Below are 14,523 nucleotides of genomic sequence, written 5' to 3'. Positions count from 1 at the left end.
GGAGAAAAAGTAGTATAATAATCGTGAACTGTTCTAGTCCCCCCATGCTTCGGCGTGGGGGATTTTTTGTTAACGAAATATATAAAAAAGAGCCAGTCAAGACTGGCCCAATGTTTAAATAAATAAAATGGGTGTTCTGTTTCTCCTAAGATAATAAAGAACACAGTTATTATACATTAAACCTGATTAATATAACAAGGACTTATTAATATTTTTATATAGATTACTTTCGGTATTGTGATATAAAACGACAAGTGTTATTATGTTCCTTGTCCTGTTATTAGTATCACAGCTTTCAAATCCCCCCAAGATTGTCGGTTAGTGGTGCCGGAAGTGATGAGGATAATCTTCTGCTTGATGAGTGGAAGATTTTTTTGTGTTGCTTGCCTGTATATTTTGTTAGTGAGAGTTTAGATTTAGCATTATTAGCTGTCAATATAGCTAATTAGATAACTACAAGACTTTACAGAATAGCAAGTAATAAGTATAATATTAATTGTCTCTAGTGTAGTTTCTAGATGATAGTTATAACTTGATTAATTCCCCTGCGCTTCGACGTGGGGGATTTTTTGCGTAAAAATCCGCCTGCTGTAAAGGCAGATGGCTAATACATAAGAGAAAGTATCTCAGCGAAAGAGGAAACCAGATTATTACTAGGTTCCATTATTATCATAGGAATATATGAGAAAATCGTGCAACTTTAATACTCACTACTGTGAAACTACATTACTGGCAATTGGCAGGTGGTATTCTAAAGCTGGTTATTCTCACACGTATTACACGGTCGTTTCAGGTGACTCATGGTGGGTGATCGCTCAACGCAACGGCTCGAACGTATATACGCTGGCTACTAAAAACGGCAAAACAATCTATTCAACGATTTATTCGGGCAAAAAATTGATTATAAAATAGACAAAACCCCCACACTGGCAATTGCTGGGTTGAAAATTTTTAATGGGTTTACAAAAAACACATAAAGATGTAAAATTAGAAAAAAGACGTAAGGTGGTTGGCTTCAATGACGAAAATTCCGTATTTTTCTGAATCAAATAAATCAGCGCAAAAACTAGTCCAGACTTTGTTTACACCAACTCAGCAACGTTTAGTTGTTGGAATTATAGCAGCAGGATACCAAACTGAAAAACATTTCGTAAGTGTTAACGCACCAGAGTGGCTTCAAATGGATCGGGCCCAAAAGCTATATCCTGAGTTGAAGAATATGGCTGTTGAGTTTTCGCTGAGACGTGCATGCGATCAAAAAATCATTCCATTTTCATATGAAATCGGAACTATTGAAAAAAACAAAAATAAATTTTTGAAGCTTATTAACAATGAAAAACAAGTGATATTAACTATAAACCAAACACCGTCTGATAGACGTGCTAGTCGACATGCAAAGTTTAGAGCTGATTTATTTGATCAATGTGATAATCGATTTGTGCTGTTTGATGATGAAGCAAGAAGTCAAGATTCAGTTTATCTGGAATTGAACCATGGCTATCAGTCAGATCAACCATCATTTACAATACTCGGTAAACCGGATAGTACAGGCTTATGGGAAGCTAGACTAAATTTGCAGAATAATTTGCAGGTACTTTCTAGTAATGAAGAAAAAGATATAAAGACGACAGCAAAAGAAGTTGCATCGTTTAGTATGGATGAATTTCGACAATACCAAGAATTTAAAACTGAAGGATGAGGAATATGTCAGCAATAGAGTCAGGCAGATTTTCGAGCAAAAAACTAAGATTTTTTCGTGATTTGAAAGGTGAGAGCTTAAAACAAGTGTCTGATGATGTCGGTTATAGCGTGACTACACTTTCAAAGTGGGAGAAGGGGCGATCTATACCTGACTTTTCTGGCATAATGAGTCTGTCAAAACATTTTAATGTTGACCATCATTTTTTCTTGTCAAGGGTAGATGTGCCTGAGTTTGATGGCCCTGTATTTTTTAGAAAGGCAGCAGTTTTACCAAAAAGAAAGGTAACACAGGCTCAATCAAAGGAGAAAGGATTTGCAATAGTTGATGGATTATTAACTGAAATACTTAATTTACCGACATATGCAGAACCTAGTTATGCAAATAAGTCTAAAGATTTTGAGATTTTGTCATATGAAACAATAGATAGAATTGCGGATAATGTAAGATCACAATTCAATTTAGGCGATGGTCCCATTGCAAATATGACATTGATAGTTGAGAGAATGGGGATAAGAGTTAAATTTTCTGATCTTGAGAGTGAAAAGATAGATGCTGTTACAGGAAATATAATGTCACGGCCGTATATCTTATTGAATTCTAGAAGACTTTCGAGTGTTAGATTAAGATTCAATTTGGCACATGAATTAGGACATATACTTTTACATGCACATTATCCCAGTAATATTATTAATAGTAGTTCAAATTTAAAAACAATTGAGAGTGAAGCGAATCATTTTGCCGGAGCATTACTAATGCCAGATTATGGAATATCACTAGATATGATTAGAACGAATATGAGTTATATAATTGAGCTGAAAAAGCATTGGAAAGTAGCTATTCAGGCGTTAGTTTACCGCGGAAATGAGATGGGCTTAATAAGCGATTCTCAAGCGCTTTTCTTACGACAGACTATTTATAGAAATAAATGGAGAATTAATGAGCCACTTGATGATGAAATTCCAATAGAAAGGCCATCTTATATTCAAAGCGCGATTAAATTTTCAAATGATAATTCCAATTATAGCTTGAAAGAGATTTCAAGAGCCACGGGTTTGTCAATTGCTGAAGTTAACTACTGGTTGATCAATGAGAAAATGTCTTCATTGGATGATAAACAAGAATCTGGTCTACGTTTGTTGTGACAACGAATCCCGCACTAGCCTTAATTGGCTGGTGCGGGTCTTTTTTTGTGCATATTTTTATTTTAACGAGGTTACAACATACAAGTTTGAAACGATAGAGGAAGCTAGGAAAGCTCGCTTAGATGCTGAACGAAGACTTCTTCCACAAAAAAGATGATGCAAATAGCTAATTCTTCAAAATAGGAACAAAAAAATTATGTCAGTCAAAAAAGACTGCATAATTTTTTTTGCATTACGGCTGTAATCGCTGGTACATAAGTGATTGAATCATCTTTGATTTTAAAATTTGTAATGGAATTTGTAACGGAACGTAATTTTTGGCGTCTTTTTAGGTGTCCGTTACAAATCCAGTACAAGAGTTTCGTGTTTGAGGGTTTTTGAGCCAACAAAAAAGGATACGAAACGCTGTTATATCAACGTTTCGTATCCTTGCCGTTTCCCAGCGTTCGTGGGTTAATCACCCGCACGGGGATCGAACCCGTAACTCCGCCTTGAGAGGGCGACGTCTTAACCAATTTGACCAGCGGGCACAAATTCATTTATTATCTTACCGAATGATAAGGCACTTGTCAAATGAATTATGAGCGTCGCCAACGAAAAATAGTGACGATGACTAGGCCGATGAAAAGTAGCAAGCAATATGCCACACTGCACCAGAAGACAAACGTTAATAATTGTGGTAACAAAAAATTACGCATCACGGCTAAACCAATTGCAGTCACCGCCCAGACGATCAGTTGCTGGCGAAAATGGTTAAATAGCCGATCAAGTTCTGTCTTTGACAAGTCCTCACCTTCTTGTTGACTAGTTTAGTTGATGACCGTGGTTGAGTACAAGAAAAAATCCAAAAAAGCTGCATAAAATTTCAGCAAAGTCTTGACAGTATTTGATGGAAAAGTTACTATTAAATAGTTGTTATTGGGTATTCGCCAAATTGGTAAGGCAGCGGACTCTGAATCCGTAATTTACTGGTTCGAGCCCAGTATACCCAATTGAATCAAACGGATAATCCCAGCTAGCGCCTTGCTTAGCTGGGATTTTTTTGCACCTATTTTCTGGTTCTCCATCAAGCGAACGGTTAGTGTGACGAGTGAGCATGGATTGCAGCAGTCCAACAATCACGCAAGTTGAATTTGATTGCCAAATTAGCGCCAATAATCGACCAAATGAATAAAAGACTCAACTGGCTTTACTGTACCCCCGTCAGCAAGCTCTCAAAGGCCGTTAGCGACATTCCAGGTGTGACCCGTTGACGAGTTAAGTTGTAGGGTGATTGCGTGCTAGTGGCGATTCCTGGCGCGGTTGAGAGGGCGTACTGGTAGCCAGCCTGCTTATCCGCTCTGATCGTCTGTTGGTTCGCCCGACCAGCTGGGTAACAGATGACCGCGGTCTTTTGTTGCAGATGCTGGTCGAGCCACTTTTTGGAGCTAGTGAGCTCGCTCAGTTGGACTTGATAGGTGAGGTTATTGAGATCCAAATGGCGAACAGTGTGGCTTTGAAAATCAACGACGCCTGAGGCTTTCATGCGTTGGGCATCTGCAAGCGTCAGGTGATTCTTTTTGTTAGTGAAGCCGGTAATGAAGTTGATGGTCGCGTGTTGGTGCGTCTGCTTCAAAATCGGCCAAGCTGCCGTTAGATTGTCCTTATAACTATCATCGAGCGTGACCCACACGATTTTTTGTTGCGGGACCCGATGAGTTTTGAGTGCGTAAACGGCTTCGTCGGCGGTCAGCGTGCGGTACCCGTGACGCTTCAGATAAGTCATCTGGGTGCGAAATTCGCTTGCTGGGACGCGTAACTGGTTGCCGCTAGAAATGCTGTGATACATTAAAATCGGTAAGTGGACGACTTTGACAGAATGCCAATGCCGATACGGCTGGCTTGTAGAATGGCGCTGAGTGGCCTTCTGCGTGCGTTTAGTGGTGACTCTGGATGTCTGACTGGATTGGCTGCTAGTTGTCTTGGTCGCGGTCGTAGCGGCTTGGCAGCCTGATAAAAGACCCAGTCCGAGTGCCAGACTGAGTAAAGCTTTGATTCCCCGAATAGTCATGTTGTTCCCCCCATAATGTAATGACCAGTTATCTTACTTCTCATTCTAATCGATATCCGACCGTCGCGCGATAATAATTGTACTATTGTTAAAATAACTTCCTTAATAATTAAGGAAGTGTTAGTCATGTTAGTAATTTGTTAAGGCAATTAAGAAAGCCTAATTGCCGTGGCGTTCGTGCCAGACTTCCGTTAAGCTTAGAACTTAACTTAATTAATACGAGGGGGAGTCGCATGATGAAGAAAAAGGGGTTACTGGGTTTAATTGCACTGGTGGGGTTATTCGGAGTTGGACTCGGTATCTTGAGTCCAGCCTTGACGAAGGATCGGGGTGATGAGTTTGCGATGGCATTGGATAATGTCAATCCAATGGTCGCTGAAACGACCGTTTACGCGCTGACGAATCAGCCAATCGACCATCACTTGGGTCAGATGGGGGAGGATGTCTACACCTATCGTCTGCGGACTAGTGACGGTCAGGGTAAGCGGCGTTGGTTAACGTTTACCGCGGATCACCGCCTGAAACAACGCCACTATTTGAAAATCGACACCAAGGGCCAAAATGTGAATTCCTGGGAAGCGGTCACGGTGAGTGCAGTCCCACAACGCGCACGACAAGCCTTAAAATCATGATTAGACCAGCGTCTGACTAGCAATGTTGCTAGCGGGCGCTTTTTTTGAGTCGTCACAACCGGCCTTAAAGAATTCTTAATACCTTTTAAGTGCCAATTAGTGGTCAGTGCGTTACAATAGTTTGCGTGAGACTTGTAAAGATGGTTGACAAGATGACCGTTTTTCGTTAGATTAATATACTGCATTATTAATTTAATAATGAATGAAGGGGAGCGTGTAAATGCTTAAAATAGCAAAGGGTCGGATTTCTTATCCCGCGGTGATTGGCGCGATTTTATTTATGATCGTGCAAGTCATTGCGACCTTAAATCTACCTAGTTTGACATCTAATATTGTGAACAACGGGGTTGCCACTGGTGACATTGATTATATTTGGAAAATCGGATTTGAAATGATTGGATTTTCGTTATTGTCTGTCGTGGCGGCCTTTGGAAACGTCTTCTTGGCGGCGCGGTCTTCCCAACAGTTAGGGAAGAACTTGCGGTCAGATATATATAAGAAGGTCATCAACTTTTCTAATGATGAATTTGATAAAGTTGAGACGTCTTCGCTGATTACGCGGACGACCAATGACGTGGTTCAAATTCAAAACGTTGCCATGATGGCGTTGCGAATGATGATCATGGCGCCAATCATGCTGGTCGGGGCGAGCTTTTTGGCCTACACCAAGAGTCATGAATTGACTTGGATCTTCGTCGTGTCGATTCCAGTCCTGTTGATCTTTATTGGTTTAATCATGGCCTTTGCCATTCCGCTCTTCCGGGCGATGCAAACCAAGACCGACCGTATCAACTTGGTCTTTCGTGAAGGCTTGACCGGGGTTCGGGTTATTCGGGCTTTCCGTCAAGATAAATTCGAACAGAATCGCTTCGAAGATGCCAACCAAGATTACACGCAGAATGCCATTAAAGTTAATACGATCGTTGCCTTGGCTTATCCCGTCATGACTTTGATCATGAGTGGAACCAACGTCGCAATCGTCTGGTTTGGTGGTCAATTGATCAGCAGCCAAACCATGCAAGTCGGGAACATGATTGCCTTCATGACTTACGCGATGCAAGTACTGATGAGCTTCATGATGCTGGCGATGGTGTTCGCCTTCATTCCACGGGCGGCCGCCTCAGCTTCCCGGATTCAAGAAGTCTTAAATATTGAACCGAAAATTACTGATCCTGACAAGGCGACGACCTTGCCTGCAACGACGGAACATACGCTGGAATTCGACCATGTCGACTATCGGTATCAAAGTGCAGAACAGTTGGCACTAGCTGATATCGACTTCAAGGCCCATTCTGGTCAAACTGTGGCGATTATTGGGGGAACTGGGTCTGGGAAAACGACCTTAGTCAACCTGATTCCACGGTTCTATGATATTGAAAGTGGGTCGATCAAGCTGGATGGGACGGATGTCCGTCAATTGAAACTAGCTGATTTACACCAAGCGGTCTCATTCGTGCCACAAACGGCGACATTGTTCACTGGGACGATTCGAGAAAACATGCAGTTTGGGAACGAACATGCCACTGATGATGAAATCTGGCATGCACTTGAAATTGCCCGTTCGACCGATTTCGTCAAAGAAGAAGGCGGCTTAGATGCCCACGTTGAACAGGGCGGGGGTAACTTCTCCGGTGGACAACGGCAACGGTTAGCGATTGCCCGTGCGCTGGTCAAACAAGCCTCAGCTTACGTCTTTGATGATTCGTTTTCTGCCTTGGACTTCAAGACGGATGCCCAACTGCGGGCTGAGTTACGGCAAGATAAGCAGATTCAACAGAGTGTCGTGGTCATTGTTGCGCAACGGATCGCAACGGTGGCGGATGCTGACTTGATTCTAGTTCTTGATAACGGCAAATTAGTCGGTAAGGGGACGCATGCTGAATTGAAGGCTAATAATGAAGTTTATCAAGAAATTATGAAATCACAATTACGAGAGGAGGATCAGCTGTAATGAGTGAGAAGAATACCAGTACAAAACCGGCACGTCCAGCTGGCGGACATGGCCCTGGTGGTCACGCTGGCTTAGTTGAAAAGCCTAAGAGTTTTTGGAAAACGGCGATTCGGTTGATGCGCTACATGTCAGATCGTTGGGTCGGTTTGGCCGTTGTGATGATTTTTGCCATTGCATCTGTTATCTTCCAGATTCGGACGCCTAAGATTTTAGGGAAAGCAACCACCGAAATCTACAAAGGAATCATGAAGGGTGCTGCGCAACAGAAGGCCGGAATCAGTCAATCAGGCTATCCAATCAACTTTGAAAAAATCGGTCAGATTATTCTAATCGTGATTATCATGTATTTGGCCTCAGCACTGTTCAACTTTATCCAACAATATATCATGACCCGGATCTCGCAACGGACCGTTTATAAATTACGGCGGTCGTTTAAGGGCAAGATGCAAAAAGTGCCGATCTCATACTACGATACCCATTCTAACGGGGATATCATGAGTCGGGCCGTCAACGATATGGATAACATCGCCAATACGCTACAACAAAACCTGACGCAGGCGGTAACCAGTACGGTGACCTTTATCGGGACGCTGTGGATGATGATTTCTATTAGTTGGAAGTTAACCTTGATCGCGCTCGTGACGATTCCACTGAGTGTCGTGGTCGTCGGTGTGATTGCACCGAAGTCACAAAAATTCTTCGGCACGCAACAAAAGAGCTTGGGGTTACTGAACAACCAAGTTGAAGAAAACTATGCGGGTCACGTGGTCATCAAGAGTTTCAACAAGGAACAAGATGCCATCGATGACTTCGAAGTCCAAAACGAAAATTACTATCAGTCTGCATGGAAAGCCCAATTTATCTCTGGAATCATCATGCCGTTGATGATGTTTTTGAACAACATCGGTTACGTGTTTGTCGCCATTATTGGTGGGATCGACGTTGCCAATGGGAAGGTCTCATTAGGGAACATCCAAGCCTTCCTTCAATACACGCAACAGTTCTCACAACCGATTTCACAAATGGCCAACTTATTGAACACGATTCAATCGACTGTCGCTTCTGCCGAACGGGTCTTCGAAGTCTTAGACGAAGAAGAAATGAAGCAGACCAAGTCGAACTTGCCTGCTGAAACGGATACGGATAACTTAATCAGTTTGCAACACGTCCAATTCGGCTATACGGACAACGACCTGTTAATGACCGATTACAATCTGGATGTGAAACGTGGTCAGCAAGTCGCCATTGTTGGACCAACTGGGGCTGGTAAGACGACCATCATCAACTTATTGGAACGGTTCTACGATATTAAGGGCGGTTCGATCAAGTTGAATGGGACGGATACGCGTGACTTAGACCGTGAAGACTTGCGGTCCCATTTCGCGATGGTGCTCCAAGATACTTGGCTGTTCACTGGAACGATTTTTGACAACTTAAAGTATGGGCGTGAAGACGCGACGGATGATGAAATCTACGCCGCTGCTAAAGCCGCTCACGTTGACAGTTTTGTCCGGAAATTACCAGATGGCTATCAAACTGTTCTGAACGAAGAAGCGTCAAATATTTCGCAAGGACAACGGCAGTTATTAACGATTGCGCGCGCGTTCGTTGCGGATCCCGAAATTCTGATTTTGGATGAAGCCACGAGTTCAGTCGATACACGGACTGAAGTTCATATCCAGCACGCGATGGAACGGCTCTTAAAGAATCGGACAAGCTTCGTGGTCGCGCACCGTTTGTCAACGATTCAAGATGCCGACAACATCATCGTCATGAACCATGGTTCCGTAGTCGAAACTGGGAATCATGAACAGTTGATGGCGAAGAATGGCTTCTACGCCGATCTATATAATAGCCAATTTACCGGTAATATTAGTCTCAGCTAAAGGAGGGGTGTCAATTGTTCCGGAAAACAGCATTAGTTGCCGTGACTGCCGGTGTGCTAACGGTCTTGTTAGCAGGCTGTGGTAAAACGACGTTATCGACAACGAAAACCACTTACAAACAGAATGGGCTGGTTGCGGCCGTTAAGGGTAAAGCCAATACCAAAACGGTTCGTTATCAGCTCGACGGTGGCCAACAAAAGACGGCGAATGTGCATAATCATACGTTCGTTATTCAAGTTCCGACCAAGACGACCCGCCAAGCGGTCAAGATCAAAGCCGGTTCTGATTCAAAGACCGTCCACGTGGCTGGGGCTAAGAAGCTCGCCAGTTATCAAAAGATGGCGACGACTTATAATCAAGCACTGATTGCCTCGAAATTAAGCAAAGCGGACCAGAAGAAGGCCCAGAAATTGCAGGCAGAAGGTGCCGCACTCAAGAAGCAACAGGCCACGATTCAGACGAAGGTCAAAAAAGCCGAAGCCCAACTCAAGGCTGGCGGGACTGGCGCAACCACGGCAGCTCAAACGCTACAAGCGCAACAAACTGCCGCGGCCAAGCTTAAGACGCAAGCGGCTAGTCTCCAGACGAGTCAACAAGCCGTTGCGGCGGCAATGAAGACTGCTAAGCAAAAGGTCAAGTCGCAGTTGTTGCCGACTAAGACGCCTAGCGATGGGCTGAGCAATGTTTTGACGACTAAGGACTATAAGATTCGGATGAACGTTCAAAAAGGTGACGTGATGGGCGCAGCGATGATTGTGCCAACGAAGGCCTTTAAGAATAAGACCCGTCAAAAGAACTTCGGAACCGCGTTTGCATTAATGGCGACGACCACTGGTGCCAATGCCAAGACGGTGATGAAGCAGTTCCAAAAGGAAACTAAGGATAACAGTAGTACGACGACCACCATCGATCCAATCACCTCTAAGGGTGTGCGGTTCACGATTGGTGTCTCTGCTTCGGATTTATACATTTTTATGACGAAGTAGGTCAGACTTAAAAGCACCGTTTAGTCAGCCCAAGATTGGGGTGAACTAAACGGTGCTTTTGGCATACGGTGATACAGGTTTTTCGCTAATTAATAGCAATGCCACACACTATTCAAAAGAAAGTTCCAGGAAATACATTTTCTTAGCTGGGAGATGCGCGGATGAAACCCAGACTTCGTGGTAATTCGGCACCTTTTTCTCAGTATAATCGAAGAAGAAGTCTAGCAGGTTCCCATTTTTAGCAACGAAGTCATCTTGAAATCGATTGACTAATAACTTGTTGTCAGGAAAATAAATTTCAGGGTTAGCGACCTTGACGCTGTCGGGGATGCCCATCCGCACGACATTCGTGTATTCTGGCTGCGTAAAGGCGATTTCAGCCGGATGATGGGCGATATAGAACATGACGTTATAAATTGAATCTGAATTACTAGCCACGACGAACCAGTCCTTTGCGATATTTACCCCCATTATACCAAAAATTGAGTCAAACGTTGAAAATGTTTCATTGCCCCTTGACAAAGTTCTAATTAACCATTAATCTTTTAATTAAATTCAAATTAATCAATTTGGAAATTACATATGAAAGAAGTCGAAATATATGGCAGACGTACAATTGGACTGGAACAACTTAGGATTCGAATACCGTAACCTTCCGTACCGTTACCGCGCGTATTGGAAAGATGGTGACTGGTATAAGAAAGAATTAACCGGAGACGCAACCTTACATATCAGTGAAGGTTCAACCGCGTTACACTACGGCCAACAAGATTTCGAAGGCTTAAAAGCTTATCGGACTAAGGATGGCAGTGTCCAATTATTCCGGCCAGACCGTAATGCTGCTCGAATGCAAACGAGTTGTGAACGGTTATTAATGCCACAAGTGCCAACTGACATGTTTGTGGACGCCATTAAGCAAGTCGTCAAGGCGAACCAAGACTACGTGCCACCATATGGTACTGGCGCAACGTTATACTTACGGCCACTCATGATTGGGGTCGGCGGTAACATCGGTGTGCACCCAGCTGACGAATATATCTTCACCGTCTTTGCGATGCCCGTTGGGAGCTACTTCAAAGGTGGCATGACGCCAACGAACTTCACTACTTCTGAATATGACCGTGCCGCCCACAAAGGGACCGGTGCTTATAAAGTCGGCGGGAACTACGCCGCCAGCTTATTCCCAGGTCAAAAGGCGCATGCCGATGGGTTCTCAGACTGTGTCTACTTAGACCCCGTTGAACATCGTAAGATTGAAGAAGTTGGTTCAGCGAACTTCTTTGGAATCACCAAGGACGGCACCTTCGTAACACCAAAATCACCTTCGATTTTGCCTTCAGTGACGAAGTACTCATTACTTTACTTAGCTGAACACAAATTCGGCATGAAGACGGAACAAGGCGATGTTTACATCGATGACTTAGACCGCTTTGCTGAAGCCGGCGCGTGTGGGACTGCCGCCGTTATTTCACCAATTGGTGGCTTGGAACATCAAGGCAAGTTACACGTCTTCTATAGCGAGACGGAAGTTGGACCAGTTACGAAGAAGTTATACGATGAATTAACTGGGATCCAATTCGGTGACCGTGAAGCACCTGAAGGCTGGATTCAAAAGGTTGATTTAGACTAATTTTGAAGCATTAAATGACGACTTTGGTCGGTTCGTAATCCGAACGCGATTGAGGTCGTTTTTTGGCGCCATAAGATCTGTTGTTAGTAAGTAGGTGAAAAATTTGATACTGGCGGCAGATATTTTTGATGTCAATTAGTCAGCAAAAATCATTCGTAGCCGTAACAAAGACCAGGGGTTTCTAATTGGCCAAAAGAGGGTGGTCAAGCGATTATGGTTAGGTTAAGATTATTGAGGATCCTGCGAGCAGGACGGGGAACGCGTTACAATAAAAGGAGACGAATGGGCGGATGAAAGTATTGAATCGGCATTGGCAAGTTATTGAATGGGCAAGTACGGTGGTGCTAGTTGCGTGTACACTCGGCTATCAACATCAGCTGCTGTCCAAACCTTGGTCACTCGTGATTGGCGGCATCGCGCTTGGCTGTTACTGGTTAGTGGTTCTACCACGGCTGTTTAGGCGAGCATGAGGCTGATTGCGGAGGTCAAGTGCCGCCAGCTGAGGACCGCTGGTAACAGTGCGAGTTCGTGTAAACTTGTTTGGTCAGCTGCGTCCTAGGCCGGCTTCCAGGAATTTCTGACAACGCTGGAACGCGATGGACACAGATTTAAGCCGAAGACCGCGTCTTAAATACTGGTCTTCCACTAACCAAGCCAAGGACGCTTGCTAAGTGGAATTTCATCGCTTAGCATTGTCAGAAATACCTTCCAGCCGGGATGGTATTCGAAAGGCAGACGTGTGCGGACCCAACTTTTTGTTAGATTAGTTGTCGGTTCTTAGCATACGGTCATTTTGACATTCAACTGTAAGGCTGGTTTTAAACAATAGCTGAACCTTTTTACCCATGTTTTGAACTTCTAACCAGCAGTTTCACTGAAATTGTCAGAATTTTCTTTAGCCGTTTGAGATGGCAAAGCCAGAAACTACAAACGAAGGCAATTCTATCGACTAAATTCAGGACTATCGGCCGTGGATTTTGTAAATCATATTCGATAGTCTTCTCAGTATTAAAGTGCCATAAAGCATCATCGAATATCGATTAAAAGTTTGCTTGAAGGACCAGTCACTTAATATTCAGTGGTCAATTGTACCCAGATAGGTGGCCGTTCATCTGCCATTCGAGCGGGTTCCCGACTGTAGGGGCTGGCGGGCAATGCTCAAGGGCGAAATTCTTCTTGTCCGGGTGGGGTCCCCGGGCTAGAAGAAGACTCGAATTTGAAATTGCGCAGTGGGTTTCTGCGTGAGTTCAAATCGATGTCCGCCCTGTTCCAGCGTTGTCAGCCAGCCTCGGAAGTCGGACTAAGGCGCTCATCGGCTGACGAACAGGACGCCAACTTGCCATGATTTAACCATGAATCATGACAAATTAACTAGCACAATGCGTATTAGTTGTATTTTGTACAATAAGTAGTATGAAGTCGGCTACGGTCTGCAATGTAGGATGTTAGCCAAGGGATAAATTTGAGAGAGAATGAGTGATTTAATGGTGAATTTTGAGAGAACTGAAGCCCAGATTGCGGCAATGGTGGCGCAAAAGGTGATTCCGGGTGCGAGCTATGCACTGATTGATGGTGAGCAGGTCATTGAACGCCAAGTGGGTGTGGCCCAGCTGCAACCGACGACTAAGCCGATTTGGCCACACGCCGTTTATGATCTGGCATCGGTGACCAAGGTCGTGGGAACGACCACGGTGGCCTTACAATTGTTGGCAGCTGGGAAGTTAGACCTGGACCGGCCAGTTCATGACTATTTACCAACGTTACCGTCCACGACCGTTACGATTCGCAACCTGATGACGCATACGAGTGGCTTGAGCGGGTATATTCCGAATCGTAATGCGTTGGGTGCCACAGCCCTATTAGCTGCGATTCAACAGTTACCGCTTAGTGAACGTAATCGGAATCATCGTGTCGTTTACACGGACTTAGGGTTGATTTTGATGGGCTTAGTCATTGAGCAAGTCTATCACCAGCCAGTTCAGCAAGTCATTACAGAACGTGTTATCCAGCCATTGAACTTGCCAGACGCGACGTTTGATCCAGACCCACAACAAGCCATTCCAACGACGTATACGGAAGCGACAGGGTTATTGCAAGGAATCGTACATGATCCGAAAGCCCGGGTGTTAGGAGCACGTTGCGGCTCAGCCGGGTTATTTGCGAGTGTTGCTGACTTGGTCCGGTTTTCACGGTTGATGCTTGGTCAAATGACGATTCCAGAAGTCTTGGAACCGGAGACGATTGCAAGTCTGTATCAAGACTGGACGCCGAACCACCATTTGCGGCGGAGCTTTGGCTGGAATCTCTGGCACCGTGCAGCAGGACAGCAACCGGTCATTTTTCACACCGGATACACCGGCACGTTGTTGATGCTCGACCGTCAACGGCAACAGGGGCTGGTCTTCTTATCAAACCGCGTCCATCCAGTTGCCAATAATCAGCAGTTTTTACCAGCGCGTCGTCGCTTGATTGCGGCTTGGTTGGCGGATACGGTTACAAAATTGCCGCTCTAGTTTCACAACCGCTTTCATATATGCTAAACTT

Annotated in this window: 12 protein-coding genes, 2 tRNA genes and 1 pseudogene; 11 read left to right on the top strand and 4 right to left on the bottom strand. The window is 44.3% G+C overall.

What is annotated here, in order from left to right; translation table 11 throughout:
* Positions 1-765 precede the first annotated feature (765 nt).
* The 3 genes and pseudogenes from KGF65_RS17100 to KGF65_RS12775 form a co-directional block, all read left to right on the top strand.
* Positions 766-912: pseudogene (locus KGF65_RS17100) on the top strand (LysM domain-containing protein); the annotation flags it as partial.
* A gap of 106 nt (positions 913-1,018) precedes the next feature.
* Entirely contained in the window at positions 1,019-1,699 is a 681-nt protein-coding gene (locus KGF65_RS12780) for a hypothetical protein (RefSeq protein WP_101873203.1), read from the top strand.
* Between the two features lie 5 nt (positions 1,700-1,704).
* Positions 1,705-2,844, top strand: a complete 1,140-nt coding sequence (locus tag KGF65_RS12775; RefSeq protein ID WP_101873204.1) for an ImmA/IrrE family metallo-endopeptidase — start codon at positions 1,705-1,707, stop codon at positions 2,842-2,844.
* 457 nt (positions 2,845-3,301) lie between these two features.
* Here the strand turns inward: KGF65_RS12775 and KGF65_RS12770 are convergent.
* Positions 3,302-3,374: transfer RNA gene (locus KGF65_RS12770), tRNA-Glu, on the bottom strand.
* 48 nt (positions 3,375-3,422) lie between these two features.
* A complete protein-coding gene (locus KGF65_RS12765; RefSeq protein WP_003639245.1) occupies positions 3,423-3,629 on the bottom strand; it encodes a hypothetical protein in 207 nt (68 codons plus the stop codon).
* 134 nt (positions 3,630-3,763) lie between these two features.
* Between KGF65_RS12765 and KGF65_RS12760 the strand changes: the two genes are divergently transcribed.
* Positions 3,764-3,836 (top strand) — tRNA-Gln (locus KGF65_RS12760).
* A gap of 197 nt (positions 3,837-4,033) precedes the next feature.
* On the opposite strand, the gene KGF65_RS12755 is transcribed toward KGF65_RS12760, so the two are convergent.
* Positions 4,034-4,894, bottom strand: coding sequence for a polysaccharide deacetylase family protein (locus KGF65_RS12755; RefSeq protein WP_050339411.1), 861 nt, complete (start codon positions 4,892-4,894; stop codon positions 4,034-4,036).
* Between the two features lie 233 nt (positions 4,895-5,127).
* Between KGF65_RS12755 and KGF65_RS12750 the strand changes: the two genes are divergently transcribed.
* The 4 genes from KGF65_RS12750 to KGF65_RS12735 all read left to right on the top strand — a co-directional run bounded on the left by KGF65_RS12750 (position 5,128) and on the right by KGF65_RS12735 (position 10,349).
* The gene (locus KGF65_RS12750; protein WP_225083567.1) at positions 5,128-5,526 is read left to right on the top strand and encodes a YxeA family protein; all 399 of its coding nucleotides are present in this window, start codon (positions 5,128-5,130) and stop codon (positions 5,524-5,526) included.
* A 220-nt stretch (positions 5,527-5,746) separates the two neighbouring features.
* Positions 5,747-7,477 (top strand): ABC transporter ATP-binding protein, encoded by a 1,731-nt coding sequence (locus KGF65_RS12745; RefSeq protein WP_050339410.1) that lies wholly within the window; start codon positions 5,747-5,749, stop codon positions 7,475-7,477.
* Positions 7,477-9,363 (top strand): ABC transporter ATP-binding protein, encoded by a 1,887-nt coding sequence (locus KGF65_RS12740; protein ID WP_050339409.1) that lies wholly within the window; start codon positions 7,477-7,479, stop codon positions 9,361-9,363. The genes KGF65_RS12745 and KGF65_RS12740 overlap by 1 nt, the downstream gene beginning before the upstream one ends.
* Before the next feature lie 14 nt (positions 9,364-9,377).
* Positions 9,378-10,349: a hypothetical protein gene (locus tag KGF65_RS12735; protein ID WP_105962022.1), complete on the top strand. Its 972-nt coding sequence runs from the start codon at positions 9,378-9,380 to the stop codon at positions 10,347-10,349.
* 108 nt (positions 10,350-10,457) lie between these two features.
* Here KGF65_RS12735 and KGF65_RS12730 read toward each other — a convergent pair whose 3' ends face one another.
* Positions 10,458-10,820 carry a hypothetical protein gene (locus KGF65_RS12730; RefSeq protein ID WP_152706087.1) on the bottom strand — a complete coding sequence of 121 codons (363 nt, stop codon included), beginning with the start codon at positions 10,818-10,820 and terminating at the stop codon, positions 10,458-10,460.
* Between the two features lie 130 nt (positions 10,821-10,950).
* Here KGF65_RS12730 and KGF65_RS12725 point away from each other — a divergent pair, with 130 nt between their 5' ends.
* The 3 genes from KGF65_RS12725 (at position 10,951) to KGF65_RS12715 (ending at position 14,492) form a co-directional block, all read left to right on the top strand.
* Positions 10,951-11,979, top strand: a complete 1,029-nt coding sequence (locus tag KGF65_RS12725; RefSeq protein WP_216748585.1) for a branched-chain amino acid aminotransferase — start codon at positions 10,951-10,953, stop codon at positions 11,977-11,979.
* 290 nt (positions 11,980-12,269) lie between these two features.
* Positions 12,270-12,449, top strand: a complete 180-nt coding sequence (locus tag KGF65_RS12720; protein ID WP_021338350.1) for a hypothetical protein — start codon at positions 12,270-12,272, stop codon at positions 12,447-12,449.
* Positions 12,450-13,463: 1,014 nt separating this feature from the next.
* Positions 13,464-14,492: a serine hydrolase gene (locus tag KGF65_RS12715; protein ID WP_050339753.1), complete on the top strand. Its 1,029-nt coding sequence runs from the start codon at positions 13,464-13,466 to the stop codon at positions 14,490-14,492.
* The last annotated feature ends 31 nt before the right edge of the window (positions 14,493-14,523 follow it).

Source organism: Lactiplantibacillus sp. 30.2.29 (assembly GCF_018991255.1).
Lineage (GTDB): Bacteria > Bacillota > Bacilli > Lactobacillales > Lactobacillaceae > Lactiplantibacillus > Lactiplantibacillus pentosus.
Note: the sequence above shows the minus strand (reverse complement) of the source record. Positions and strands in the feature narration are given on the sequence as shown.